Origin of the sequence: Amycolatopsis echigonensis, from assembly GCF_002846615.1 — a bacterium.
GTDB lineage: Bacteria > Actinomycetota > Actinomycetes > Mycobacteriales > Pseudonocardiaceae > Amycolatopsis > Amycolatopsis echigonensis.
Genome location: NZ_PJMY01000003.1, coordinates 946348 through 969161 on the forward strand (window position 1 = coordinate 946348; position 22814 = coordinate 969161).

Genomic DNA, 22814 nt, shown 5'->3' on the forward strand with positions numbered 1-22814 from the left:
ATGAATCCAGTCGATCTGGTGATCGTCATCGTGTACCTCGCGGCGATGCCGGTCATCGGCGTGCTGGTCGGACGCAGACAGAAGTCCGCGAACGACTACTTCGTCGGCGAGCGCAGCATGCCGTGGTGGGCGGTGACGCTCTCGGTGGTGGCCACCGAGACGTCCACGCTCACCGTGATCTCCACGCCCGGGCTCGTGTTCGGCAGCGCCTTCCTGTTCCTGGAGGTCGCGTTCGGCTACATCGTCGGCCGGGTGATCGCCGCGTTCGTGCTGCTGCCGCGCTATTTCCGCGGCAATTACGTGAGCGCGTACGAATTCCTCGGCCGCCGCTTCGGCCGCGGGCTGCAAGGTACCGCGTCGGTCACCTTCGTGGTGACGCGGCTGCTCGCCGAGGGGCTGCGGCTGTTCGCCGGGGCGATCCCGATCAAGGCGATCCTCGGCCACTACGGCATCCACACCGAGTACTGGCACATCGTCGTGCTGCTGACCGCGCTCACCGTGGTCTACGCGTTCGTCGGCGGCATCAAGTCGGTGATCTGGGTGGACGTCATCCAGTGGTCGCTCTACATCCTCGGCGCGATCGGCGCGGTGATCTTCCTGTCCACGAAGCTGCCGTCCGGCTGGACGCAGATCGCTTCGAGCCAGGGCCGGTTCCAGCTCACCGACTTCACGGCGAACCTGCTCACCAACCCGTACGCGTTCCTCTGCGCCGTGGTCGGCGGCGCGTTCCTGTCGATGGCTTCGCACGGCGCGGACCAGCTGATCGTCGGCCGGCTGCTGTCCTGCCGGAATCTGCGGGACGGCCAGCGCGCGCTGATCGGCTCGTCCATCGTCGTGTTCATTCAGTTCGCGCTGTTCCTGCTCGTCGGCGCGATGCTGTGGGTCTACGCCGGCGGCAAGACCGGCGCGACAGCCACCGCGGTCGCGGCCGGGAAGATGTCCGGCGACGACGTGTTCTCCAATTTCATCGTCAACGACCTCCCGGTCGGGCTGGCCGGGCTGCTGATCGCCGGCATCCTCGCTTCGACCATGGGCGCGCTCGCCTCGGCGCTCAACGCGCTGTCCACCTCCACCATCGCCGACCTCTACCAGCGGTTCACGCACAAGTCGATCGAGGACGCCAAGCTGCTCCGGCATGGTCGCATGTGGACACTCATCTGGGCGGCGGTGTTCGCGGTGTTCGCGTCGATGTTCACCAACTCGAAGGACCCGGTGATCCAGCAGGGCCTCGGGATCGTCGGCTACACCTACGGTGCCTTGCTCGGCTCGTTCTTCCTCGGCCTGCTCGTGCGCAAGGCCCGCCAGTCCGACGCGGTGATCGCGTTCGCCTGTTCGGTGGTCGGGATGGCGTTCCTGATCCTCTTCGTGAAATTCGACAAGGCGACGACCGACGTGCACATCCGGTTCGGCGCGGCGACGAAGACACTCGTGCCGCTGGCGACGTACTGGTACACCTTCGCCGGCGTACTGATCACGCTGATCGTGGGCGGCCTGCTGTCGCTGCGCCGGCGCGGCGTCGACCCGAACGTCGAGCAGGTCGAGGAACCCGCGGAAACCACCGCGTAGCAAGGTCTTTTCTCTCGCCGGGTTCCCGCGGGAACCCGGCGAGAACGCGGGTTACGGCTGCGTGTAGAAGACCCGTCCGTCCTTGTCGCAGCCGACCCGGCCGCTGCCCTGCGCGCCGGTGTCGGCCATGCACCGCCAGCCGCTCACCATCAGCACGTGCGCGGTGCCCTCGGCCTTCTTCGGCGCGTCCTGGAAATACTCGGTGATCACGTCGATCGCCTCGGTGCAGCCAGGACGGCCCGCCTTGGTTTCGGTCGCGACCACGCCGACCTTGCCGTTGGGCGCGTCGACCGGGCCGCAGTCGACCGGCGGGCCAGCCGTCGCGCCGGTGTCCGCGCCGCTGCCCTGGGATGTGCTCGGGCCGGGTGTCTTGCTCGCTGGCGCCGACTCAGTGCCGTACGCCGGGCTCTCCGGCGCGGAGGTGACGGTCGGCGCGGCCAACGCCGCCGACTGGGCTGCCGGGTCGCTGCTACCGCCGCCGCAGGCCGCGGCGAGACCGCCGAAAGCGAGCATCGACGCCGTGACAACGGCTTTGGTCACCATCGTGCGCATGAAGGCTTTCCTCCCCGGGGTTGCGGCCGCCGATCAGCGGAAATCACCCTAGGCGGCCCGCGCCGGGTCGGCAGCGTGGCGGAGGAAACCCGGCGAGCGGCCTGGTTTCCCGAGAGGAAGCCGGGCCGTCACCGCACGGGAGTGGCAGAAGGACCGCGCTCACACCGCCTTGCCGTGGAACGAAAGCCCCTTGCTGCCGCAGAAGATCTGCTTGGTGCCGCCGTTTCCGCCGTCGTATCCGCAGTTCCAGCCGTCGACGTCGAGGAAATGCCCGGTGCCCTCGGCTTTGGTCGGCGCCTGGGCCAGGTAGTCGGACATCACGTTGATCGCCTCGGTGCACCCGACGGTGCCGGCCGGCATCGCCTCGGTCACCACGTCGACCTTGCCGTCGGGGCCGTCGATCGGTCCGCAGTCGGCTCCGTTGCCGAGTTTGCCCTTGCCCGGCAACCGGTCGCTGGGCTGTTGCTGGGCCGACGTCGGGTGTGGCTTGGGCTTGCTCGGGTGCGTCGGAGCCTGCGCCGGGGTGGGCGTCGCGGAAGAACTCGGCGCGGCCACCGACGACGCGGTCGGCGCGGCCGAGAGCGAACTCTGCACTGCCGCGGCCTGCCCGGCCTGGGAGCCGTCGTTGCACGCGGCGACCGCGAGCGCCACGCCGAGCATCGAACCGGAAATCAGGGTGCGGGCCACCATGCTGCGCATTGTCGAATCCCCTCCAGGATGTGTTTCTCGTGAACACCCCTGAAGACGCGCGGGCTCCGCGGCAGTTGGCCGATCGGACGAGGCCTGCCCGTTCGGGCAGGATCTCCGGAACGGCGCAACCCGCTCAGGAAGCCGGTACCGGTTCCTCTTCCGCGGTGCGCAGCCGCTGGGAGATCACCTTGGTGATGCCGTCGCCCTGCATGCTCACGCCGTACAGCGCGTCGGCGATCTCCATCGTCGGCTTCTGGTGCGTGATGATGATCAGCTGCGACGAATCGCGCAGCTGCTCCAGCAGGCCGATCAGCCGGCGCATGTTGGTGTCGTCCAGCGCCGCCTCGACCTCGTCCATCACGTAGAAGGGCGAAGGGCGGGCGCGGAAGATCGCCACCAGCATGCCGACCGCCACCAGCGACTTCTCGCCGCCGGACAGCAGCGACAGCCGCTTGACCTTCTTGCCCGGCGGGCGCGCCTCGACGTCCACGCCGGTGGCGAGCAGGTCGTTCGGCTCGGTGAGCACCATCCGGCCCTCGCCGCCGGGGAACAGCACGCTGAACACGGTCTCGAACTCGCGCGCCACGTCGGCGTAGGCCGAGGCGAAGACCTCGAGGATCTTCTCGTCGACCTGCTTGATGACGGCCTCGAGGTCCTTGCGGGTGTCCTTGAGGTCTTCCAGCTGGGTGGAGAGGAACTTGTACCGCTCCTCCAGCGCCGCGAATTCCTCCAGCGCCAGCGGGTTCACCTTGCCCAGGAGGGCCAGGTCCTTCTCCGCGCGCTTGGCGCGGCGGGCCTGGGTTTCGCGGTCGTACGGCATCGGCGGCGGCGGGGTGACGTCCTCGCCGCGCTCCTTGGCCGCCTCGTACTCGGCCATCTCGCCCGCGCTCGGCGGCACCGGCACGTTCGGGCCATACTCCTCGACCAGGTCCGTCAGCCCGATGCCGAAGTCCTCGGCGATCTTGGCTTCCAGCGTTTCCAGCCGCAGCTTCTGCTCGGCGCGCAGCACCTCGTCGCGGTGCACGGCGTCGGTCAGCTTCTCCAGCTCGCCGGACAGCTCGCGCACCTTCGCGCGCACCGCGGTGAGCGCGGTTTCGCGGGATTGGCGCTGCGCCTGGGCTTCGTCGCGCTCGGCGGCGGCGCGCTGCACGGACACCTCGATCCGCTCCAGCGCGAACTCGCCGGCGTTGACGACCGCGTTCGCGATTTCCGCGCCACGCTCCCGCGCTTCCCGCGCCTTGGCCGCGCGCTCGCGCGCCTGCTGCTCGGCGTATGCCGCACGGCGCAACGATTCCGCTCGTCCGGCGATGCTGCGCGCGCGTTCCTCGGCGGTGCGCTGCGCGAGCCGCGCTTCGACTTCTTCCTGCCGTACCACGGCAAGCTGCTCGGCGGCCTCGTCGCGCTCGGCGGTGTCCGGGTCGTCCTCGACCGGCTGTTCGGCGACCGCGGCGAGGCGTTCTTCCAGCTCCGCCAACTGTTCCAGCGCCTGCTCGCGGCTCTGCTCGACCTTCGCGCGCTGCTGGGTCAGCCGTTCGACCTCGGCCTGCGCGGAGCGCGCCGCCTGCTCCAACCGGTTGAGCCGCTCGGACGAACGCGCCTTGCGCACCTTGGCTTCGCCGAGCGCGTCCTTGGCCTGCCCGACCTCTTCGCGCCGGGCCTGCTGCTCGGCACGGGCGCCTTCCAGCTCGGCGGAGTACTGCTCCAGCGCGCGTTCGGCCGCACGCAAGCGTTCCTGCGCCTCGTCGACCGCCGCCTGGACCTCGATCACGCTCTCGCGGGCAGCGGAACCGCCGGCGATCCAGTCGGCTCCGAAAACATCGCCCTCGGCGGTGACCGCGCGCACCTCCGGATGCTGGGCCACGAGCTGACGCGCGGCGTCCAGGTCCGGCACCAGCGCGAGCCGGTCCAGCGCCTTCTCGACCGCGGGCCGCAGCTGCTCCGGCGCGCTGACGACCTCGCGGGCCCAGCGCGCGCCCTCGGGCAGCGCCGGCCACGAGCTGGTGTCCACAGTGGACCTGGCACCGGCCGGCACGATCCCGGCGCGGCCGGAATCGGTCTCCTTCAAGTACTTCAGCGCGGACAGCGCGTTCTCGCCGCCGGACACCGCGACCGCGTCGGCCACCGGCCCGAGCGCGGCGGCCAGCGCGACCTCGTGCCCCGGCTGCACGGTGAGCAACGCGGCGACCGAACCGAGCAGGCCCGGCAATTCCGCGGACGCGCCGAGCAGCGCGCCCGCGCCGTCCTTGCGCTTGAGGCCCATCGACAGCGCCTCGACCCGGGCCCGCTCCGACGCGATCTCCCGCTCGGAACCGCGCTCGGCCTTCACCAGCTCCTCGACGCGGGCCTTGGCGGCGTTGTTCGCCTCGACCGCACGGTCGTGGCGCTGCTGCAGCTCAGCGTCGTCGGAGTCTTCCGTGCCGCCGGCGGCTTTGGCTTCTTCCAGCTCCTCGACCGCGATTTCCGCGCGCTCGGCCGCTTCCTGCAGCCCGACGGTGAGCCGGTCGACTTCTTCCGCGGTCGCGCCGTTCTTGCTGCGCAACGCTTCGACCTGGCCGGTCAGCTTCGCCATGCCTTCCCGACGGTCGGCGATCGCCCGGACCGCGGCCCAGTGCGCGCGCTCCGCGGCCTGCACCCGCTGTTCGAGATCTTCCCGGCGCAGCACGGTTTCCGCGAGAAGTTCGCGGGCCTCCATGACGGCTTCGGTCAGTTCCTGCTCGCGCTCCGCGGCCTGTTCGGCCTCGGCGAGCAGTTCCTCCGGGTCGCGGCCGCCGGTGGGCGCGGAAACGTCCGAAGAAAGGTGCCGCTGCCGTTCCACGGCCAGCCGCACGGTGCCGCGCAGCCGTTCGGTGAGCGCGGACAGCTTGTACCAAGTCTCCTGCGCGGTCTGCAGCCGCGGCGCGTCCTCGGCGAGCGAGGCCTCCAGCTCGGCCTCTTCGGCGGACACGATTTCCAGCGCCTGCTCGACCTCGGCGCGGCGCTGGCGAGCGGTGCGCTCGTCCGCCTCGTCGCGGGCGATGGACTCGCGCTGGGTGACCAGGTCGTCGGCCAGCAGCCGGAGCCGGGCGTCGCGCAGGTCGGACTGCACCGACTGGGCCTTGCGGGCGATCTCGGCCTGTTTGCCCAGCGGTTTGAGCTGCCGGCGCAGTTCCGTGGTGAGGTCGGTGAGCCGGTCGAGGTTGCCCTGCATGTTGTTGAGCTTGCGCAGGGTCTGCTCTTTGCGCTTGCGGTGCTTGAGGACGCCCGCGGCCTCCTCGATGAACGCGCGCCGCTCCTCGGGCTTCGACTCCAGGATCGCCGACAGCTGCCCCTGCCCGACGATGACGTGCATCTCCCGGCCGATGCCGGAGTCCGACAGCAGTTCCTGGACGTCCATCAGCCGGCAGCGGTCGCCGTTGATCTCGTACTCGCTCGCGCCGTCGCGGAACATCCGGCGGGTGATGGACACCTCGGCGTACTCGATCGGCAGCGCGCCGTCGGCGTTGTCGATGGTGAGCGTGACCTCGGCGCGGCCGAGCGGGGCGCGGCCCGCGGTGCCGGCGAAGATGACGTCTTCCATCTTGCCGCCGCGCAGGTCCTTCGCGCCCTGGGTGCCCATGACCCAGCGCAGCGCGTCGAGGACGTTCGACTTTCCGGAGCCGTTCGGGCCGACCACGCAGGTGATGCCGGGTTCGAAGCGCAGCGTGGTCGCCGAGGCGAAGGACTTGAAGCCCTTGAGCGTCAGGCTTTTCAGGTGCACGTGCTGCCGACCCCTCTTGGCCACGGGTACTGGATGGCTACCGGTTCCCCCGGTTCGGGACAGGCTACCCGGGGGTTCCGGAGCACCGTGGGAGGCCGGGCCGCCCGGGCGCGCCTAGCACAGGATCGGCCGCCCCGGCAACCCCAGACACCCCATCAGCCGCAGCCGCCACACCGGCCTCAGCGTTCGGCGAATCCGTCCAGCCCGCCCTTGGCGGCGCTCCAGCGTTCAACGACCTGATCCACTCGTCCGGGTGAGGTTCCGGAGCGCAGCGCGGCCAGCAACTGCGCACAGTGGTCACGGCTACCCTCCGCGACGACTTCAACACGGCCGTCCGGGAGATTCCTGGCGAATCCGGTCAAGCCGAGTTCCAGTGCCCGGCTCCGGGTCCACCAGCGAAAACCGACTCCTTGCACCTGCCCGTGCACCCAGGCGGCCAGCCGGACGGGCGATTCCTGCTCGTTCACCGGTCCCATCCTGCCGCACGCGCCCGGCTGCGGACCGTGACGGCCCTGTCCCTCGGTCGCGGGTAGGGGTGCTGAGCAGTGATAATCTCCGGCCTGGCATCCGGGGTCCGGAGCCCGCTTCCCCGTGCCGCCCCTCGACTTGAGCGTTGACCCTTCTAAGGAGCCTGCATGTCCCGTCCCGACGGGCCTGAACCAAGCTCAGCGTCGCCCGAGAACGCGATCGCGGTGAGCGCTGCCCCCACCGCTCCGCCGAAGGGCGCGAGCGGGAGGCTGAGCCGCTCCGGCTACGCGATCCTGGGCGTCAGCGGCCTCGTGGTCGCCACGGCCTTCGCCGCGGTCGCCGAACTGGCCGGCCCCGGCTCGGTCACCGACACCGCGACGAACACCACGAGCGGCGGCGGCCCGGGCGGGCTGCAGGGCAGCTCGCAGGTCGTCGTGCCGGGCAACGCCGTCCCCGGCGGCCCGATGACGGTCCCCGGTTCGCCGACGCCCGGCCAGACCGCCCCGCCGACCCCGACCACGGTGGTCGCCGTCGGCCCGGACGGAAAGCCGACGACGAGCGTCATCACTCCCCCGCCGAACGCGGGCCAGCCCGCCGGTCAGCCGGGAGGTCAGCCCGGCGGCGGACAGCCGGTGCCAGGCGGCACCACGTCGCAACGCAGCGACCCGCCGCCGCCCACCAAGTCTTCTGGCGGAACCACTACGCCGCCCTCGACCCCGGTGACCACCCCGCCGGAAACCTCGACTCCGACGAACCCGCCATCGTCGGACAGTTCGGCGCCGAAGCCCCCGACGGGCAGCAGCTCGACCGGCGGCCAGCCGTCGTCCACGTCGAGCGCGTCCACTTCGGACACCAACCCGACGAGCTCCACCAGCCGCTGAAGTCCGTGAAGGGCTCCTTGAAGGAATCTGATTCCTTCAAGGAGCCCTTCACGGCGTTCCGGCCAGGGGTGTCAGGCTTCGAAGCGGTAGCCCATGCCGGGTTCAGTGAGAAGGTGGCGCGGCCGCGAAGGTTCCGGCTCCAGCTTCCGCCGCAACTGTGCCAAATACACGCGCAGGTAATGGGATTCCGTCTCGTACGACGGCCCCCACACCTCGTGCAGCAGCTGCTTTTGCGCCACCAACCGGCCGCGATTGCGCACCAGCAGTTCCAGCACGCCCCATTCGGTCTTGGTCAGGTGCACCTCGCGGCCCTCGCGCAGGACCTTCTTCGCCGCCAGGTCGATCGTGAACGATCCGGTGTCCACCACGGCTTCCGCACCGTCCGCGCCCGCCACCGACGAACGCCGCACCGCAGCACGCAAGCGGGCGAGCAGTTCGTCCATTCCGAACGGTTTGGTCACGTAGTCGTCGGCGCCCGCGTCGAGCGCTTGCACCTTGTCCGCCGAATCGCCGCGCGCGGACAGCACGATGATCGGCACCGTGGTCCAGCCGCGCAGGCCCGCGATCACCTCGGTGCCGTCGAGGTCGGGCAGGCCCAGGTCGAGCACCACAACGTCGGGTTTCGTCTCGGCGACCGCTTTCAGCGCGGCGGTGCCGTCGTGTGCGGTGATCACCTTGTATCCGCGCGCGTTGAGGTTGATCCGCAGCGCCCGCACGATCTGCGGTTCGTCGTCGACGACCAGCACCGTCGCCGTTTGGTCGGCAGTCATCGCGCCGCGCCCTCCTCCGCCGATTCGGCTTCCACGAGTTCCCGGCCGGTACAGGCCGGCAGGGAGATCACCACGGTCAACCCTCCACCAGGAGTGTCCTCGGCGCGAACCGTACCGCCCATCGCCTCGGTGAACCCCTTCGCGACGGACAAGCCGAGCCCGACGCCCGGCGTCGAGTCCCGATCGCCGCCCAGCCGCTGGAACGGCGCGAACGCGGACTCCGCGGCACCCTTCCGCAGCCCCTTGCCGTGGTCGACGATCCGCAGCTCCACGAACTCCGAATGCGCGCTCGCCCGCGCTGAAACGTCCCCGCCGCCATGCCGGAGAGCGTTGTCCAGGACGTTCGCGATCACCCGTTCCAGCAAGCCGGGATCCGCGAGCACGGAAGGCAATCGCGGGTCCACGGACACCTGGACCTCCTGCGAATTGTCCACAGTGGACAGGGCATGCGCGACCACCTCGTCGTAGCCGACCGGCCGCAGATGCGGGGTGACCGCACCGGTCGCCAGGCGCGACGAGTCGAGGAGGTTGTCGATCAGCCCGGCGAGCCGGTCCGCCGAAAGCTCCACCGCTTCCATCAGTTCCTCAGTGTCCTCATCGGACAGAGACAGGTCCGGCGCGCGAAGGCTGCCGATCGCCGCCTTGATGGACGTGAGCGGCGTCCGCAGGTCATGTCCGACCGCGGACAGCAGCGTCGTGCGCAGCTCGGTCGCCTCGGCCTTGCGTTCGGCGGCCGCCGCGGCCGCTGCCATCCGCTGCTGTCGCAAGGCGAGCAACGCTTGTCCCGCAACGGCTTCCAGCACCCGACGGTCCGCTGCGGGCAACGCACGCCCGCGCAACGTCAGGTGCACGTCCGCGGTCACCGCGATGTCCACATCGGCCTCATCCGGATCCGCACACGGCTCGCCGCCGGACAGCGCCACCTTGTCCCACTTGCCGTTGCGTTTCTCCAGCAGCGTCACAGAAGTGAGGCCGAAATTCTCCCGCACCTTCTCCAGCAACCGCTCGATCGGATTCGGGTTGGTCAGCACCGTGCGCGCGTACGACGCCAGCAGCGACGCCTCCGTCCGGGCCCGCGCCGCCGCCACTCCGCGTCGAGCAGCGGAAGCGACGACCAGCGCCACCATCACCGCCACCACGATCATCGCGATCAGCGTCACGACATTCTGCGGGCTGTGCACATCCAGCGTGTACAGCGGCGGCGTGAAGAAGAAGTTCAACAGCCCCGCGCCGAAGATCGCGGCCAGCAAAGCCGGGCCCAGCCCGCCCACCAACGCGACGATGACGGTGGCCAGCACGTAGAGGATCACGTCGGTGGAGAACTCGACCGCGTCGCGCAGCAGCACCCCGAGACCGGTCGCGGCGACCGGCAGCAGGATGCTCAGCACCCAGCCCATCACGAGCCGCGACGGGGCCAGCGGGTTCGTGCCCAGCCGCGCCCGCAGCCGTCCGCCGGCGTAGGAGTGCGTGACCATGTGCACGTCGATCGGCCCGGACTGCTGCACCACGGTCGCGCCGATGCCCTGGTCGAAAAGCCGCGCGATCCGGGAGCGCCGCGAAGTGCCGACCACCAGCTGAGTCGCGTTGACCCCGCGCGCGAAGTCGAGCAACGCCGTCGGCACGTCGTCGCCGACCACGGCGTGGAAGGTCGCGCCGACCTCCTCGGCCAGCGTGCGGCAGCGGGCCATCGCGGTCGGCCCGAGCCCGGCCAGGCCGTCGCCGCGCAGGATGTGCACGACCTGCAGTTCCGCGCCCGCCCGGGTGGCGATCCGGCTGGCGCGCCGGATCAGCGTCTCGCTTTCCGGCCCGCCGGTGATCGACACGACCACCCGTTCGCGCGTCTCCCACGTATCGGTGATCTTCTGCTCGGCGCGATAACGCTGCAGCGCGACGTCGACCTGGTCGGCCACCCACAGCAGCGCCAGTTCGCGCAGCGCGGTGAGGTTGCCGGGCCGGAAGTAGTTGCCCAGCGCGGCGTCGATGCGCTCGGCCGGGTAGACGTTGCCGTGCGCGAGCCGCCGCCGCAGCGCCTCCGGCGTGATGTCCACCAGTTCCAGCTGCTCCGCGCGGCGCACGACCTCGTCCGGCACGGTTTCCTGCTGGGTGACGCCGGTGATCCGCTCGACCACGTCGTTGAGGCTCTGCAGGTGCTGGACGTTGACCGTGGACAGCACGTCGATGCCCGCGTCGAGCAGTTCGTCGATGTCCTGCCAGCGTTTCTCGTGCCGTCCGCCGGGCACGTTCGTGTGCGCCAGCTCGTCCACGACGACGACCTCGGGCGCGCGGGCGAGCACCGCGTCGAGGTCCATCTCGGCGAACTCGTGCCCGCGATGGCGGACCGTGCGCCGCGGCACGACCTCCAGCCCGTCCAGCAGGTCCGCGGTCTTCTTGCGGCCGTGCGTTTCGACCAGGCCGACGACCACGTCGGTGCCGCGGTCGAGCCGGCGGCGCGCTTCGCCGAGCATGGCGAAGGTTTTGCCGACACCCGGAGCCGCACCGAGGTAGATCCGCAGTTCGCCTCGGCGCGGCTTCGGGGAGGGGTCAGAGGTGCTCACCGTGTCAGTGTGCTCCAGGAGCGGCCGAATGCACGGCAAGGTTGAGCCGGAGCACATTCACGCCCGGCACACCGATCCCGTTGCCGGTCGTGTTGTCCGCGACCAGCTGCCGCACCTTCTCTTCGCTCAATCCGGTGTTGCGCGCCACGCGAAGCACTTGCAGCTCGGCGTAGGAGACGCTGATCGCCGGGTCGAGGCCCGAGCCCGACGCGGTCACCGCGTCCGCGGGCACCTCCGCCGGGGTGACGCCCTCGCGCTGGGCGATCAGCTGTCGCCGCTGCGCGATGGCCTTGGTCAGATCCTCGTTGTACGGCCCCTTGTTGGACGGCCCCGACGTCGACGGGTCACCCGGCCCGAGGACGTCCTTGGAACCGGCGGAGGGCCGGGTGTGGAACCACGGGTCGTGCGCGGGGTCGGCGGGCACCGGGTCGATCCCGATCAGCGACGAGCCGACGGCCTGGCCGTTGACCGTCACCGCCGAGCCCTCGGCGTTCCCCTGAAGGCCGGGGACCCGGGACACCGCCCACACGCCCAGCGGGTAGCCGATGCCGAGCAGCACGGTCATCGCGATGAGCAGGCGCAAGCCCGCCCAGGTCTGCTTGAGCAAGACGTTCATGTCAGCCAATCCCTGGAATGTGGCGCACGATCAGGTCGATCACCCAGATCCCGAGGAACGGGCTCACGATCCCGCCGAGGCCGTAGACGAGCAGGTTGCGGCGGAGCAGCGCGGACGCCGACGAGGGCCGGTACCGCACGCCGCGCAGGGCGAGCGGGATCAGCGCGACGATGATCAGCGCGTTGAAGATGACCGCGGAGAGGATCGCCGACTTCGGCGTCGCCAGGTGCATGATGTTGAGCGCGCCGAGCTGGGCGAAAATGCTGGTGAACATCGCGGGCAGGATGGCGAAGTACTTCGCCAGGTCGTTCGCCACGCTGAACGTGGTGAGCGCGCCGCGGGTGATCAGCAGCTGTTTGCCGATCCCGACGATCTCGATCAGCTTCGTCGGGTCCGAGTCGAGGTCGACCATGTTGCCGGCCTCTTTCGCCGCCATGGTCCCGGTGTTCATCGCCACGCCGACGTCGGACTGCGCGAGCGCGGGCGCGTCGTTCGTGCCGTCGCCGGTCATCGCGACGAGCCGCCCGCCCTCCTGCTCCTTCTTGATGAGCGCCATCTTGTCCTCGGGCATGGCCTCGGCGAGATAGTCGTCGACGCCCGCATCCTGCGCGATGGCCTTCGCGGTGAGCGGGTTGTCGCCGGTGATCATCACCGTTTTGATGCCCATCGAGCGCAGTTCCTCGAAGCGCTCCTTCATGCCCGGCTTCACCACGTCCGACAGCCGGATCACGCCGCGCACGAAGGCCGTCCCGCCCGCCGATTCCGCGACCACCAGCGGGGTTCCGCCCTGCTGGCTGATCTCGTCCACGACGCGTTCGGTCTCGTCCGGCACGTCGCCGCCGCGCTCGCGGACCCATTCGCGCACCGCCGAGGCCGCGCCCTTGCGGACCTCGCGCCCGCCGACGTCGATCCCGCTCATCCGGGTCTGCGCGGTGAACGGCACGAACTCGGCGAGCTTCTCGGTGTCGTCCGCCGCGGCCGGAAGCCCGTGCCGCTCGGCGATCAGCTCGACGATGCTGCGGCCTTCCGGCGTTCCGTCGGCGAGGCTGGACAGCCGGGCCGCGCGCGCCAGATCATCCACAGTGGACTGGCCGACCGGGATCAGTTCGGTCGCGCGCCGGTTGCCGAAGGTGATCGTTCCGGTCTTGTCGAGCAACAGCGTCGACACGTCGCCCGCGGCTTCGACCGCCCGGCCGGAGGTGGCGAGGACGTTGCGCTGCACCAACCGGTCCATTCCGGCGATGCCGATCGCGCTCAGCAGCGCTCCGATCGTCGTCGGGATCAGGCAGACCAGCAGTGCGGTCAGCACGATCACCGACTGCTCGCTGCCGGAGTAGGCCGCCATCGGCTGCAGAGCCACGACGGCGAGCAGGAAGATGATGGTCAGCGTCGACAGCAGGATGGTCAGCGCGATCTCGTTCGGCGTCTTCTGCCGGGAAGCGCCTTCCACCAACGCGATCATCCGGTCCACAAAGGACTCGCCCGGCTTGGTGCTGATCCGGACCACGATCCGGTCGCTCAGCACCGTGGTGCCGCCGGTGACCGCGCTGCGGTCGCCGCCGGACTCCCGGATCACCGGGGCCGATTCGCCGGTGATGGCCGATTCGTCGACCGTGGCGATGCCTTCGACGACGTCGCCGTCACCGGGGATCACCTGCCCGGCCTCGACCACCACGCGGTCGCCTACGCGCAGGTCCACGCCGGGCACCCGCTCCTCGGAACCGTCCTCGGTGAGCCGCCGCGCGACGGTCTCCTTTTTGGTCCGCCGCAACGATTCCGCCTGCGCCTTGCCGCGTCCTTCGGCGACGGCTTCGGCCAGGTTCGCGAACACGACGGTGAACCACAGCCACACCGCGATGAGGATCGAGAACACGCTCGGATCGGTGATCGCGAAGACGGTGGTCAGGACCGAACCGGCCCACACCACGAACATCACCGGGTTTTTGAGCTGGTGACGCGGGTTCAGTTTGCGCAGCGCGTCCGGCAGCGACGACCAGAGCTGCTTCGGGCTGAAGACACCGGCTCCGACGCGTCCAGCATTCTCGACATGGTGCTGCGTCTCCTCTTCCGGAGTCCGCTCCTGAGTGATGGTCATGCCAACGCCTCCGCGATGGGACCCAGCGCGAGCGCCGGGATGAACGTGAGAGCCGCGACGAGGACGACCGTGCCGGTCAGCAACGTCCCGAACAGCGGTCCGGTGGTGGGCAGCGTGCCCGCGGTTTCGGGGACTTTCTTCTGCGACGCGAGCGAACCCGCCAGGCAGAGCACCGCGACGATCGGCACGAACCGGCCGACCAGCATGGCCACCGAAAGCGACGCCTGGAACCAGTCGCTGGTCGCGGTGAGACCGCCGAACGCGCTGCCGTTGTTGTTGCCCGCGGACGTGTAGCCGTAAAGGACTTCGGACAGCCCGTGCGGGCCCGCGTTGCCGAGCGCGTCCCGGGTGCCCGGCAGCAGCAGGGCGATGCCGGAACCGAGCAACACCACCGTGGGCATGGCCAGCATCGAAATCGCCGCGCAGGTGACCTCGCGCTTGCCGAGCTTCTTGCCCAGGTACTCCGGCGTCCGGCCGACCATGAGCCCGGCCAGGAACATCGCGATCACGGCCATGACGAGAATCCCGTACAGCCCGGTGCCGACGCCGCCCGGCGAAACCTCGCCGAAGAGCATGTTCAGCAGCGTGCCTCCGCCGCCCAGTCCGGACAGGCTGTCGTGCGCGCCGTTGACCGCGCCGGTCGACGTGCCGGTGGTGGTGTCGGCGAACAACGACGTGCCGCCGATCCCGAACCGCTGTTCCTTGCCTTCGAGATTCGCTCCCGCGGCGAGTGCCGCCGGGCTGTTCGTGCGCGCCTCGGACGTCCAGATCACCGCGAGCATCGCCGCCCACAGACCGGTCATCACCGACAGCAGGACGTAGCCCTGCTTGCGGTTGCCTACCAGCTGCCCGAAGGCGCGGGTCAGGCAGACCGGGATGACGAGGATCAGGAACATTTCGACGACATTGGTCCAGACATTCGGATTCTCGAACGGGTGCGCGGAGTTAGCGTTGAAGATGCCGCCTCCGTTCGTGCCAAGTTCCTTGATCGCTTCCTGGCCAGCAGCCGGCGCGAGCGCGATCGTGCTGTGCGAGCCGTCCGGGTTCGTCACCGCGACGCCGGACCGCAGGCTCTGCACCACGCCGAGCGCCACGAGGACGAGCGCGAACACGAACGCCATCGGCAGCAGCACGCGGATCGTGCCGCGGGTCAGGTCGACCCAGAAGTTGCCGAGCCGGTCGGTGCGCGAGCGGACGAACCCGCGCGTCACCGCGATCGCCACGGCGAGCCCGACGCCCGCGGACAGGAAGTTCTGCACGGTGAGCCCGGCCATCTGGACGAAGTGGCCCATCGTCGTCTCGGGCGTGTAGGACTGCCAGTTCGTGTTGGTCACGAAGGAAACCGCGGTGTTGAACGCGACGGCGGGCGACACCGGCCCGCGGCCGAAGTTCCACGGCAGGATCGACTGCAAGCGCTGCAGCAGGTACAGCAGGAGCACCGAGACGAACGAGAAGCCGAGCACCCCGGAGGCGTAGGTCTTCCAGTGCTGTTCGGTGTCCGGGTCGACGCGGACGATCTTGTACAGGGCCTTCTCGACCCGCAGGTGCTTCTCGGTGGAGAAGACGCGGGCGAGGTAGTCGCCGAGGGGTCGGTAGACCACCGCGAGGGCGACCAGGAGCACGCCGGCTTGCGCGAAGCCGGCCGCGACGTCACTCATCTCAGAATTTCTCCGGCCTCACGAGGGCGACGAACAGGTAGCCGAGGAGGCCAAGCGCCAGCAGCCCGCCGACGATGTTGGCCACGGTGCCCGCGCCGCTCACAGCTTCTCCAGCCCGCGCAGGACACCGGCAAGCACCGCGAAAACGCCGATGAGCAACAGGGCGTACAGCAAATCTGCCACGAGGCACCTCTCAGGAAGGGTCACCCGGCACGGGTGACCGTCGGTCGAGAGCCACTGTGCGGTGGGCGCGACGGTGCGCATCCCGCGTCTGACGGGTCCTTGACGCGGCGACCTGGGGGCGTTTACGCGATCTTGACGGCCGGTGACCCGGGCCACGACGTCAAGCGCCATCCGGGTTAGCGAGGGCGCATGACTGTCCGTAGTTGGTGGGTGACTTGCGGCACAGCAAGTAGTGGATCAAGGACAGAGAGTGCAATTCGGGCAGACATGAATTCGAGTTCGTGTTACACCTGGGTTACCGATACTTGTATCAGCTAACTAACTGGCTCAGGGAGGTCTCGTATGTGCGGAATCGCGGGCTGGGTGTCCTACGACACCGATCTCACGCAGCAGCAGGAGATCGCGGACGCGATGACCGAGACCATGGCCTGCCGGGGACCCGACGACCGCGGAACCTGGGTCCGCCGCTCGGTCGCGCTGGGCCATCGCAGGCTCGCCATCATCGATCTGCCGGGCGGACGCCAGCCGATGAGCGTGAAGACGCCGAACGGCGAAGTCGCGATGGTCTACAGCGGCGAGACGTACAACTTCGCCGAACTTCGTGAAGAACTCACCAAACTGGGCCACCGCTGGGAGACCGACAGCGACACCGAGGTCGTGCTGCACGGCTACCTGCAGTGGGGCACGGAGGTCGTGGACCACCTCAACGGCATGTACGCGTTCGCGATCTGGGACGAGCGCGACCAGAAGCTCGTGATGATCCGCGACCGGATGGGCATCAAGCCGTTCTACTACTACCCCACCCGCGACGGCGTCCTGTTCGGCTCCGAGCCGAAGGCGATCCTGGCGAACCCGTTGGCGCGCAAGGTGGTCGACAGCGACGGCCTGCGCGAGCTGATGGGCTTCACGAAGCGGCCGGGCTGGTCGCTGTGGAAGGGCATGTACGAGGTCGACCCGGCCACCGTCGTGACCGTGACCCGCGAGGGGATCAACACCCGCACCTACTGGAAGCTCGACGCGAAGCAGCACACCGACGACCAGGAGACGACGGTCGCGCGCGTGCGCGAGCTGATGACCGACATCGTCCACCGGCAGCTGATCGCCGACGTCCCGCGCTGCGTGCTGCTGTCCGGCGGCCTCGACTCGAGCGCGGTCACCGGCCTCGCCGCCGCGCGGCTGGCCGAGGAAGGCGAGCAGCTGCGCACCTTCTCGGTCGACTTTTTCGGGCAGGAGGAGAACTTCAAGCCCGACGAAATGCGCGACACCCCCGACTCGCCCTACATCCGCGATGTCGCCAAGCTCGTCGGTTCCGCGCACCAGGACGTGATGCTGAACCCGGCCGACCTGAGCAACCCCGAGGTCCGCCGCGCGGTCCTGCGCGCCCGCGACATCCCGTCCGGGCTCGGCGACATGGACACGTCGTTGTACTTGCTGTTCAAGGCGATCCGCGCGGAATCGACGGTGGCGCTGTCCGGCGAATCGGCCGACGAGGTGTTCGGCGGGTACCGCTGGTTCCACGACGAGGCCGCGGTCAACGCGGACACCTTCCCGTGGCTGGCGTTCCGCAACAGCCTGATGGAGGACCGGGGCTCGCTGCTCGACCCCGGACTCTCCGCGAAGCTGGACCTCGATTCCTACATCGCCGACCAGTACCGGACCGCGGTGTCCCAAGTGGACCTGCTGGACGGCGAGTCCGAGCGGGAGTCTCGGATGCGGGTCATCTCGAACCTGCACCTGACCCGGTTCGTGCGGCAGCTGCTCGACCGCAAGGACCGGATGTCGATGGCGGTCGGCCTGGAAGTGCGCGTGCCGTTCTGCGACCACCGGCTCGTCGAGTACGTCTACAACGCGCCGTGGTCGCTGAAGACCTTTGACGGCCGGGAAAAGAGCCTGCTGCGGCACGCGACGAAGCACGTGCTGCCCGCCTCGGTGCGGGACCGGGTGAAGAGCCCGTATCCGTCCACTCAGGACCCGGGGTACGCGGTCGCGTTGCAGCAGCAGATCAAGGAAGCCTTGGCGCAGAAGGACAACCCGGTGTTCCAGATGGTCAGCCGGGAATGGCTGCGGCAGTCGGCGGAGACGGACCCGTCGGCGATCAGCCAGGCGCAGCGGGTCGGCATGGACCGGGCGCTGGACCTGCACCACTGGTTCGACATGTACTCGCCGGAGCTGGAACTCAACTGACCCGCTGCCTCTCGGCGCTCACCGCGACGCCGCATTGGGTGCGTCTGACGCACTCAATGCGGCGTCCAACGCCGTTTTCGGGGCGTGTGCGGGCAATCGGTCAGAAGTCCAGGTGCGCGTCGATCTCCGTGCCGCGGACGTCCAGTTCCGCGCCGGTTCCGCTGAGCAGCCGCCGGGCCGCCGCATTGTCCACAGTGGTCGTCGCGACGAATTTCGCCGCGCCGCCGTCGCGGGCCGCGTCCAGCAGCACCGCGGCCACCTTGCGTCCGATCCCCCGGCCGCGGGCCGAACGGCACAGCCACACCCCGGCTTCGACCTCCAGCGCGGCCCGTCCGGACACCGGCCGCAGCCGGGCCGCCCCGCGGACCCGGCCGTCGACCTCGATGACCCAGGTCGTTTCGATGGCGGTGTCCGGATTGAGCGATCGTCGGCGGTGAAAGGCGAGAAACGCTTCGCGGCGGGCTTCGGTCCAGCCGGCGGGACCTTCCACCGGCGGCATGACCTCGGCCGGTTCGGCGTCGGCCACCGCGGCTTCCAGCAGCCGCTCAAGCCCCTGCTCGTCGAGCGGGATCAGCACGATCTCGGATTCTCCGGATCCAGGCACGCCCCGCAGCTTGGCACGCGAAGCCGCCCGGCGCTACCCGATCGGCCCAGTCGTTACCAGGGAACGGCTTGCCGAAGCGGTCGAGGAACCGCAGCCCCGGCTCGCCTGCCTGCGCTTCCAGCACCTCGACGACCGCGGGCACGCTTTCCCCGGGCAGCAACGGCCGTTTTGTAGAGCTCGTATCCAGGCTCGACGTTCATCGAGATGCTGCCCTGCTCGGACGACATCACCGCGACCGTGCCGCCCGGCGCGACCAGATCATGCAGTCCTTCGAGAACTCTCAACGGGCCCAACGCGTTAGTGATCATCACTTCGGAGAACACCTCGGCAGAAACTTCGCTGATCGGCAGATTCCCTCAGTCGATCGCCGCGTTCACGAAGAGCAGATCGAGCGGATCGTCCATTCTGCCGCGCAACGCGGCGATCTGTGCGTCGTCGGTCATCTCGAGTCGCTCGATCCGCAGCCCTTCTCGAGGCACCGCACCATCACGAGTCGTCGCGACGACCTCCCACCCGCGCCGGTCCAGTTCGGTGACCAGCGCCCGCGAAGCTCCGACCACCAGTGCCCGGCGGCAGCCATGACCTCTCTTGTTTAGACGCAACGTCACGTCTAGCCGTTAGCACGGGTAAAGTGCCCGGTATGCCCGCCGTCAATTCCCAGCCCCGCAGGGCACGCTCCGGCAACCGGCGCGACGAGGCCGCGCGCCTGGCCGTCCTCCACGCTGCCGACGACCTGCTGGTCGAACACGGCTTCAGCGCACTGACCGTCGAGGCGATCGCGCGTCGTGCCGGCGTCGCCAAGCAGACGATCTACCGCTGGTGGCCGTCCAAGGTCGAAATCCTGCTGGACACGCTGATCGAGGACAGCGAGAAACGCCTGCCGGTGCCGACGGAACTGCCGACGGCCGACAGCATCCGCACGTATCTGCGCGACTTCGCGCACTTCCTCGCCGAAGACCCGGCGGGCAAATGCCTGCTCACCCTGCTGGCCGAGGCACAGCACGACGTCGCGACCGCGGCTCGCTTCCACGAGCGTTACCTGGAACCGCGGCAGATCGCCGAACGCGAGATGCTGACGCGGGCCGCCGAGGAAGGCGAGGTTTCTCCGGCGCTGGGACCAGAAGCCACAATGGACGCTCTGGTCGGGCCGATTGTCTACTGTGCACTGACCGGGGCGGCAGTGCCGGAGGAATTGGTGGATACGTTGGTGGAGAAGCTGCTTCGCCCGCGAGCTTGACCTACCGTCGCACCTCCGCGACCCGCACCGGACGATTCTCCTTACGGGAGACCTCGCACGCCTCCGCGATGTAGAACGCCTCCAACGCATCCCCCGCCCCCGCTGGCGACGGGATCCGTCCGGCGGCCACGTCCAGGAACGCCCGCAGCTCAGCGGCATAAGCCGTCCGGAAGCGTTCCATGAAGCCTGGGTACGCCGGTCCCGGCAATGGCTCGACGCCGGGCTCCACCGACCGCAGCGGAGCCTGGTCGTCCAAGCCCACCACGGCATTCCCCGATGAACCGAGGGCCTCGAAACGCACGTCGTAGCCCGCGCCGTTGTAGCGCGTCAGCGAGACCGTCGCGAGAGTTCCGTCGTCGAGCGTCATCGCGACCGCTGCGGTGTCGACGTCTCCAGAATCGGCGAAGAACTGCTCGCCTTTGTTGCGTCCCAAGGCGAATACCTCCTCGACCTCCCGGCCGGTCACCCAGCGGATGATGTCGAAGTCGTGCACCCCGCAGTCCCGGAACAAGCCGCCGGAGTGCGCGATATAGGCGGCAGGCGGCGGGGCCGGGTCCAAAGTGGTCGCCCGCACGGTGTGCAGCCAGCCCAGTTCCCCGCTTTCCACCGCGACCCGCGCGGCCTGGTAGCCCGCGTCGAACCGGCGCTGGAAGCCGATCTGCACCGGGACGTCCGCGTCCGCGATCCGGTCGATCACCGCGAGCGTGCCGGGGATGTCCGCGGCGACCGGCTTCTCGCAGAACACCGGGACCCGCGCGTCGACCGCCTGGATGATCAATTCCGGATGCGCGTCCGTGGCCGCCGCGATGACCAGGCCGTCGAGGCCAGCGCGGAACAGCGCGTCGATTCCCTCGGCCGCCTCGACCCCGAGCCGAACGGCCACCGCTTGCGCTCGCGCGGGATCCACGTCCGCGACGACCACGGACGTGACCTCTTCGAAGCCCGCCAGCGTTTCCGCGTGCGAAGCACCGATCCGCCCGGCCCCTGCCAGTCCCAACCTCACCGCTGTGCCTCCCCTGAGTTCGGCCCCGTGGTCTGCCGCACGACCAGGGACGGATGGAGCAGATGCCGCACCGGTTCAGTGCGTTCACCGCGGACGCGCTCCAGTAACGCGTCGAAAGCCAGCCGCGCCATTTCCGCGCGCGGCTGGTCCACTGTGGTCAGTGAAATGTGCCGCAGGGCGGCCAAGGACGTGTTGTCGTAGCCGACCACCGAAACGTCCTCCGGTACCCGCAAACCGTGTTCCTCAAGCGCTGAGATCGCGCCGACCGCGTTGAAGTCGTTGCCCGCCAGCAGCGCGGTCGGCCGCGGGGAGTGCGAGGACAGCAACTCCTGCACGGCTTTCTCGCCCGCGGTGTCGGTATGTTCGCTGCGCACCACGATCGGTTCGAGCCCGTGCGCCCGCATCGCCTGCCGAAACCCTCGGCGCCGCGCCGCGGCACCGGCCGCTCCCCCGCCGTCGAGGTGCGCGATCCGGCGATGCCCCAGCTGCACCAAGTGCTCGACGGCCAACGCAGCGCCAGCTTCGCCGTCGTCGTTCACCGTATCCACAGTGGACAGCCGGGAAGTACGCGACACCAACACTACTGGACACTGCCGTGCCGCGGCTTCGATCGCCGCGGCCGGAACCACCGGCGACAACAGCACCACGCCAGCCGGACGGAACGACAGAAGACTGCGCAATGCCGCGCCTTCCCGAGAAGGCATCCGGCCGCCGGTGTTGAGGATCAAGTCGAACCCGGCCGCTTGGGCCGCCGCGTCCAGCCCTTCCACGACGTCGGCGAAGAAGGCGTTGCGCAGGTCGTTCACCATCACGCCCAGCACCGTCGACGTCCGGCTCGCGAGAGACCGCGCCATCACATGCGGCGAATAACCCAGTTCCTCGGCCGCTTTCAGCACCGCCGCGCGCCGCTGCGCCGAGACGTTCGGCGCGTTGCGCATGACGAGCGAGACCAGCGCCCGGGAGACTCCGGCTCGCTCCGCGACGTCCTCCATGGTGGGCTTCCCCATGCGGAAACCTCCCCGGAGAAACGCTTGACTCGACGGGTCGGACGCTACAAGCTTAGAGCGCTCTAATCAAGGGCACGCGCACCGCATCCATCGGAAGGCACTGTCCCCGACCGGAGAGGGATCCATGACCGCGAAGATCCGTGTCGCCGCCGCCCCGATCTCGTGGGGAGTCTGCGAGGTGCCCGGCTGGGGCCGAGTGCTCGAGGCCCCGGCAGTACTCGGCGAGATGGCCGAATTAGGCGTCACCGCAACGGAATTGGGTCCGCCCGGCTACCTGCCGCGCGAACCGGCCGCGCTGAAGAAGCTGCTGGGCAGTCACCGGCTCGAACTCGTCGGCGGCTTCCTTGCGGTGCCGCTGCACGTGAACCCGGACGCGGCGGTCGGCGAGGCGGAAGACTCAGCGGCGCTCTTTGCGGCGTGTGGCGGCGGAACACTCGTCCTCGCCGCGGCGACCGGCCTCGACGGTTACGACGAACGGCCCACCCTGACCGACGCCGAATGGTCCACTTTGGTCAACACGGCGGGCAGGATCCGCGACACAGCGGCAAAACACGGCCTTCAGACGGTCCTGCATCCGCACGTCGGCACGCACGTGGAGACCGAGGCCGAGGTCGAACGCTTTCTCGCCGACTCGGATCTCCAGCTCTGCCTGGACACCGGCCACCTGCTGATCGGCGGCACGGACCCGGTCGCGCTCGCGCAGCGGCACCCGCGGCGGATCGGGCACCTGCACCTCAAGGACGTCCGCGGCGAGCTGGCCGAGGCTGTCCGAGCAGGCCAGCTGCCGTACGCCGAAGCCGTCGGCAAGGGGCTCTACGTGCCGCTCGGCGAGGGCGACGTGGACATCGAAGCCATGGTCCGCTCCGTCGCCGAAGCGGGCTACGACGGCTGGTACGTCCTGGAGCAGGACACCGCGCTGAGCGACGACAGCCCGGTGGACCGCCCCGGCCAGGACGTCGCGACCAGCCTCTCGTATCTGCGCACAATCACCGGTTGACGTAGGAAGACA

Annotated in this window: 19 protein-coding genes; 5 read left to right on the forward strand and 14 right to left on the reverse strand. The window is 69.4% G+C overall.

Annotation, left to right across the window (positions count from 1 at the left end):
* Entirely contained in the window at nucleotides 1–1566 is a 1566-nt protein-coding gene (locus ATK30_RS08960; protein WP_101435178.1) for a sodium:solute symporter, read from the forward strand.
* A gap of 51 nt (nucleotides 1567–1617) precedes the next feature.
* On the opposite strand, the gene ATK30_RS08965 is transcribed toward ATK30_RS08960, so the two are convergent.
* The 4 genes from ATK30_RS08965 to ATK30_RS08980 all read right to left on the reverse strand — a co-directional run bounded on the left by ATK30_RS08965 (nucleotide 1618) and on the right by ATK30_RS08980 (nucleotide 7020).
* Nucleotides 1618–2118, reverse strand: coding sequence for a hypothetical protein (locus ATK30_RS08965; protein ID WP_101435179.1), 501 nt, complete (start codon nucleotides 2116–2118; stop codon nucleotides 1618–1620).
* 159 nt (nucleotides 2119–2277) lie between these two features.
* On the reverse strand, nucleotides 2278–2817 hold the full coding sequence (locus ATK30_RS08970) for a hypothetical protein (RefSeq protein WP_101435180.1): 540 nt from the start codon (nucleotides 2815–2817) through the stop codon (nucleotides 2278–2280).
* A gap of 124 nt (nucleotides 2818–2941) precedes the next feature.
* The gene (gene smc / locus ATK30_RS08975) at nucleotides 2942–6544 is read right to left on the reverse strand and encodes a chromosome segregation protein SMC (protein WP_101440715.1); all 3603 of its coding nucleotides are present in this window, start codon (nucleotides 6542–6544) and stop codon (nucleotides 2942–2944) included.
* A 179-nt stretch (nucleotides 6545–6723) separates the two neighbouring features.
* Complete coding sequence (locus ATK30_RS08980) at nucleotides 6724–7020, reverse strand: acylphosphatase (RefSeq protein ID WP_101435181.1); 297 nt, start codon at nucleotides 7018–7020, stop codon at nucleotides 6724–6726.
* Nucleotides 7021–7179: 159 nt separating this feature from the next.
* On the opposite strand from ATK30_RS08980, the gene ATK30_RS45000 reads away from it, so the two are divergent.
* Nucleotides 7180–7893: a hypothetical protein gene (locus tag ATK30_RS45000; protein ID WP_158242458.1), complete on the forward strand. Its 714-nt coding sequence runs from the start codon at nucleotides 7180–7182 to the stop codon at nucleotides 7891–7893.
* A 71-nt stretch (nucleotides 7894–7964) separates the two neighbouring features.
* Here ATK30_RS45000 and ATK30_RS08990 read toward each other — a convergent pair whose 3' ends face one another.
* The 6 genes from ATK30_RS08990 to kdpF are packed head-to-tail and all read right to left on the reverse strand — an operon-like array spanning nucleotide 7965 to nucleotide 15690.
* Nucleotides 7965–8663: a response regulator gene (locus ATK30_RS08990; protein ID WP_101435182.1), complete on the reverse strand. Its 699-nt coding sequence runs from the start codon at nucleotides 8661–8663 to the stop codon at nucleotides 7965–7967.
* On the reverse strand, nucleotides 8660–11218 hold the full coding sequence (locus ATK30_RS08995) for a sensor histidine kinase (protein WP_101435183.1): 2559 nt from the start codon (nucleotides 11216–11218) through the stop codon (nucleotides 8660–8662). Before ATK30_RS08995 ends, ATK30_RS08990 begins: the two co-directional genes overlap by 4 nt.
* Before the next feature lie 4 nt (nucleotides 11219–11222).
* A complete protein-coding gene (locus ATK30_RS09000; RefSeq protein ID WP_101435184.1) occupies nucleotides 11223–11834 on the reverse strand; it encodes a potassium-transporting ATPase subunit C in 612 nt (203 codons plus the stop codon).
* Nucleotide 11835: 1 nt separating this feature from the next.
* Nucleotides 11836–13929: a potassium-transporting ATPase subunit KdpB gene (gene kdpB / locus ATK30_RS09005; RefSeq protein ID WP_101435185.1), complete on the reverse strand. Its 2094-nt coding sequence runs from the start codon at nucleotides 13927–13929 to the stop codon at nucleotides 11836–11838.
* Entirely contained in the window at nucleotides 13926–15587 is a 1662-nt protein-coding gene (gene kdpA / locus ATK30_RS09010) for a potassium-transporting ATPase subunit KdpA (RefSeq protein ID WP_101435186.1), read from the reverse strand. The genes kdpB and kdpA overlap by 4 nt, the downstream gene beginning before the upstream one ends.
* Before the next feature lies 1 nt (nucleotide 15588).
* Nucleotides 15589–15690, reverse strand: coding sequence for a K(+)-transporting ATPase subunit F (kdpF, locus tag ATK30_RS09015; protein WP_037358287.1), 102 nt, complete (start codon nucleotides 15688–15690; stop codon nucleotides 15589–15591).
* A gap of 422 nt (nucleotides 15691–16112) precedes the next feature.
* Here kdpF and asnB point away from each other — a divergent pair, with 422 nt between their 5' ends.
* Nucleotides 16113–17954 (forward strand): asparagine synthase (glutamine-hydrolyzing), encoded by a 1842-nt coding sequence (gene asnB / locus ATK30_RS09020; RefSeq protein WP_101435187.1) that lies wholly within the window; start codon nucleotides 16113–16115, stop codon nucleotides 17952–17954.
* Nucleotides 17955–18054: 100 nt separating this feature from the next.
* Here asnB and ATK30_RS09025 read toward each other — a convergent pair whose 3' ends face one another.
* Nucleotides 18055–18558, reverse strand: a complete 504-nt coding sequence (locus ATK30_RS09025; RefSeq protein ID WP_244194563.1) for a GNAT family N-acetyltransferase — start codon at nucleotides 18556–18558, stop codon at nucleotides 18055–18057.
* A gap of 356 nt (nucleotides 18559–18914) precedes the next feature.
* Complete coding sequence (locus tag ATK30_RS47090) at nucleotides 18915–19166, reverse strand: Rossmann-fold NAD(P)-binding domain-containing protein (RefSeq protein ID WP_312878334.1); 252 nt, start codon at nucleotides 19164–19166, stop codon at nucleotides 18915–18917.
* Nucleotides 19167–19198: 32 nt separating this feature from the next.
* On the opposite strand from ATK30_RS47090, the gene ATK30_RS09035 reads away from it, so the two are divergent.
* Nucleotides 19199–19795, forward strand: a complete 597-nt coding sequence (locus ATK30_RS09035; protein ID WP_101435189.1) for a TetR/AcrR family transcriptional regulator — start codon at nucleotides 19199–19201, stop codon at nucleotides 19793–19795.
* Nucleotide 19796: 1 nt separating this feature from the next.
* On the opposite strand, the gene ATK30_RS09040 is transcribed toward ATK30_RS09035, so the two are convergent.
* Together ATK30_RS09040 and ATK30_RS09045 are read right to left on the reverse strand one after the other, a co-directional pair.
* Nucleotides 19797–20798 carry a Gfo/Idh/MocA family protein gene (locus ATK30_RS09040; RefSeq protein ID WP_183124277.1) on the reverse strand — a complete coding sequence of 334 codons (1002 nt, stop codon included), beginning with the start codon at nucleotides 20796–20798 and terminating at the stop codon, nucleotides 19797–19799.
* Nucleotides 20795–21805 (reverse strand): LacI family DNA-binding transcriptional regulator, encoded by a 1011-nt coding sequence (locus tag ATK30_RS09045; protein WP_101435190.1) that lies wholly within the window; start codon nucleotides 21803–21805, stop codon nucleotides 20795–20797. Before ATK30_RS09045 ends, ATK30_RS09040 begins: the two co-directional genes overlap by 4 nt.
* Before the next feature lie 124 nt (nucleotides 21806–21929).
* Between ATK30_RS09045 and ATK30_RS09050 the strand changes: the two genes are divergently transcribed.
* On the forward strand, nucleotides 21930–22802 hold the full coding sequence (locus ATK30_RS09050) for a sugar phosphate isomerase/epimerase family protein (protein ID WP_101435191.1): 873 nt from the start codon (nucleotides 21930–21932) through the stop codon (nucleotides 22800–22802).
* Nucleotides 22803–22814 lie beyond the last annotated feature (12 nt).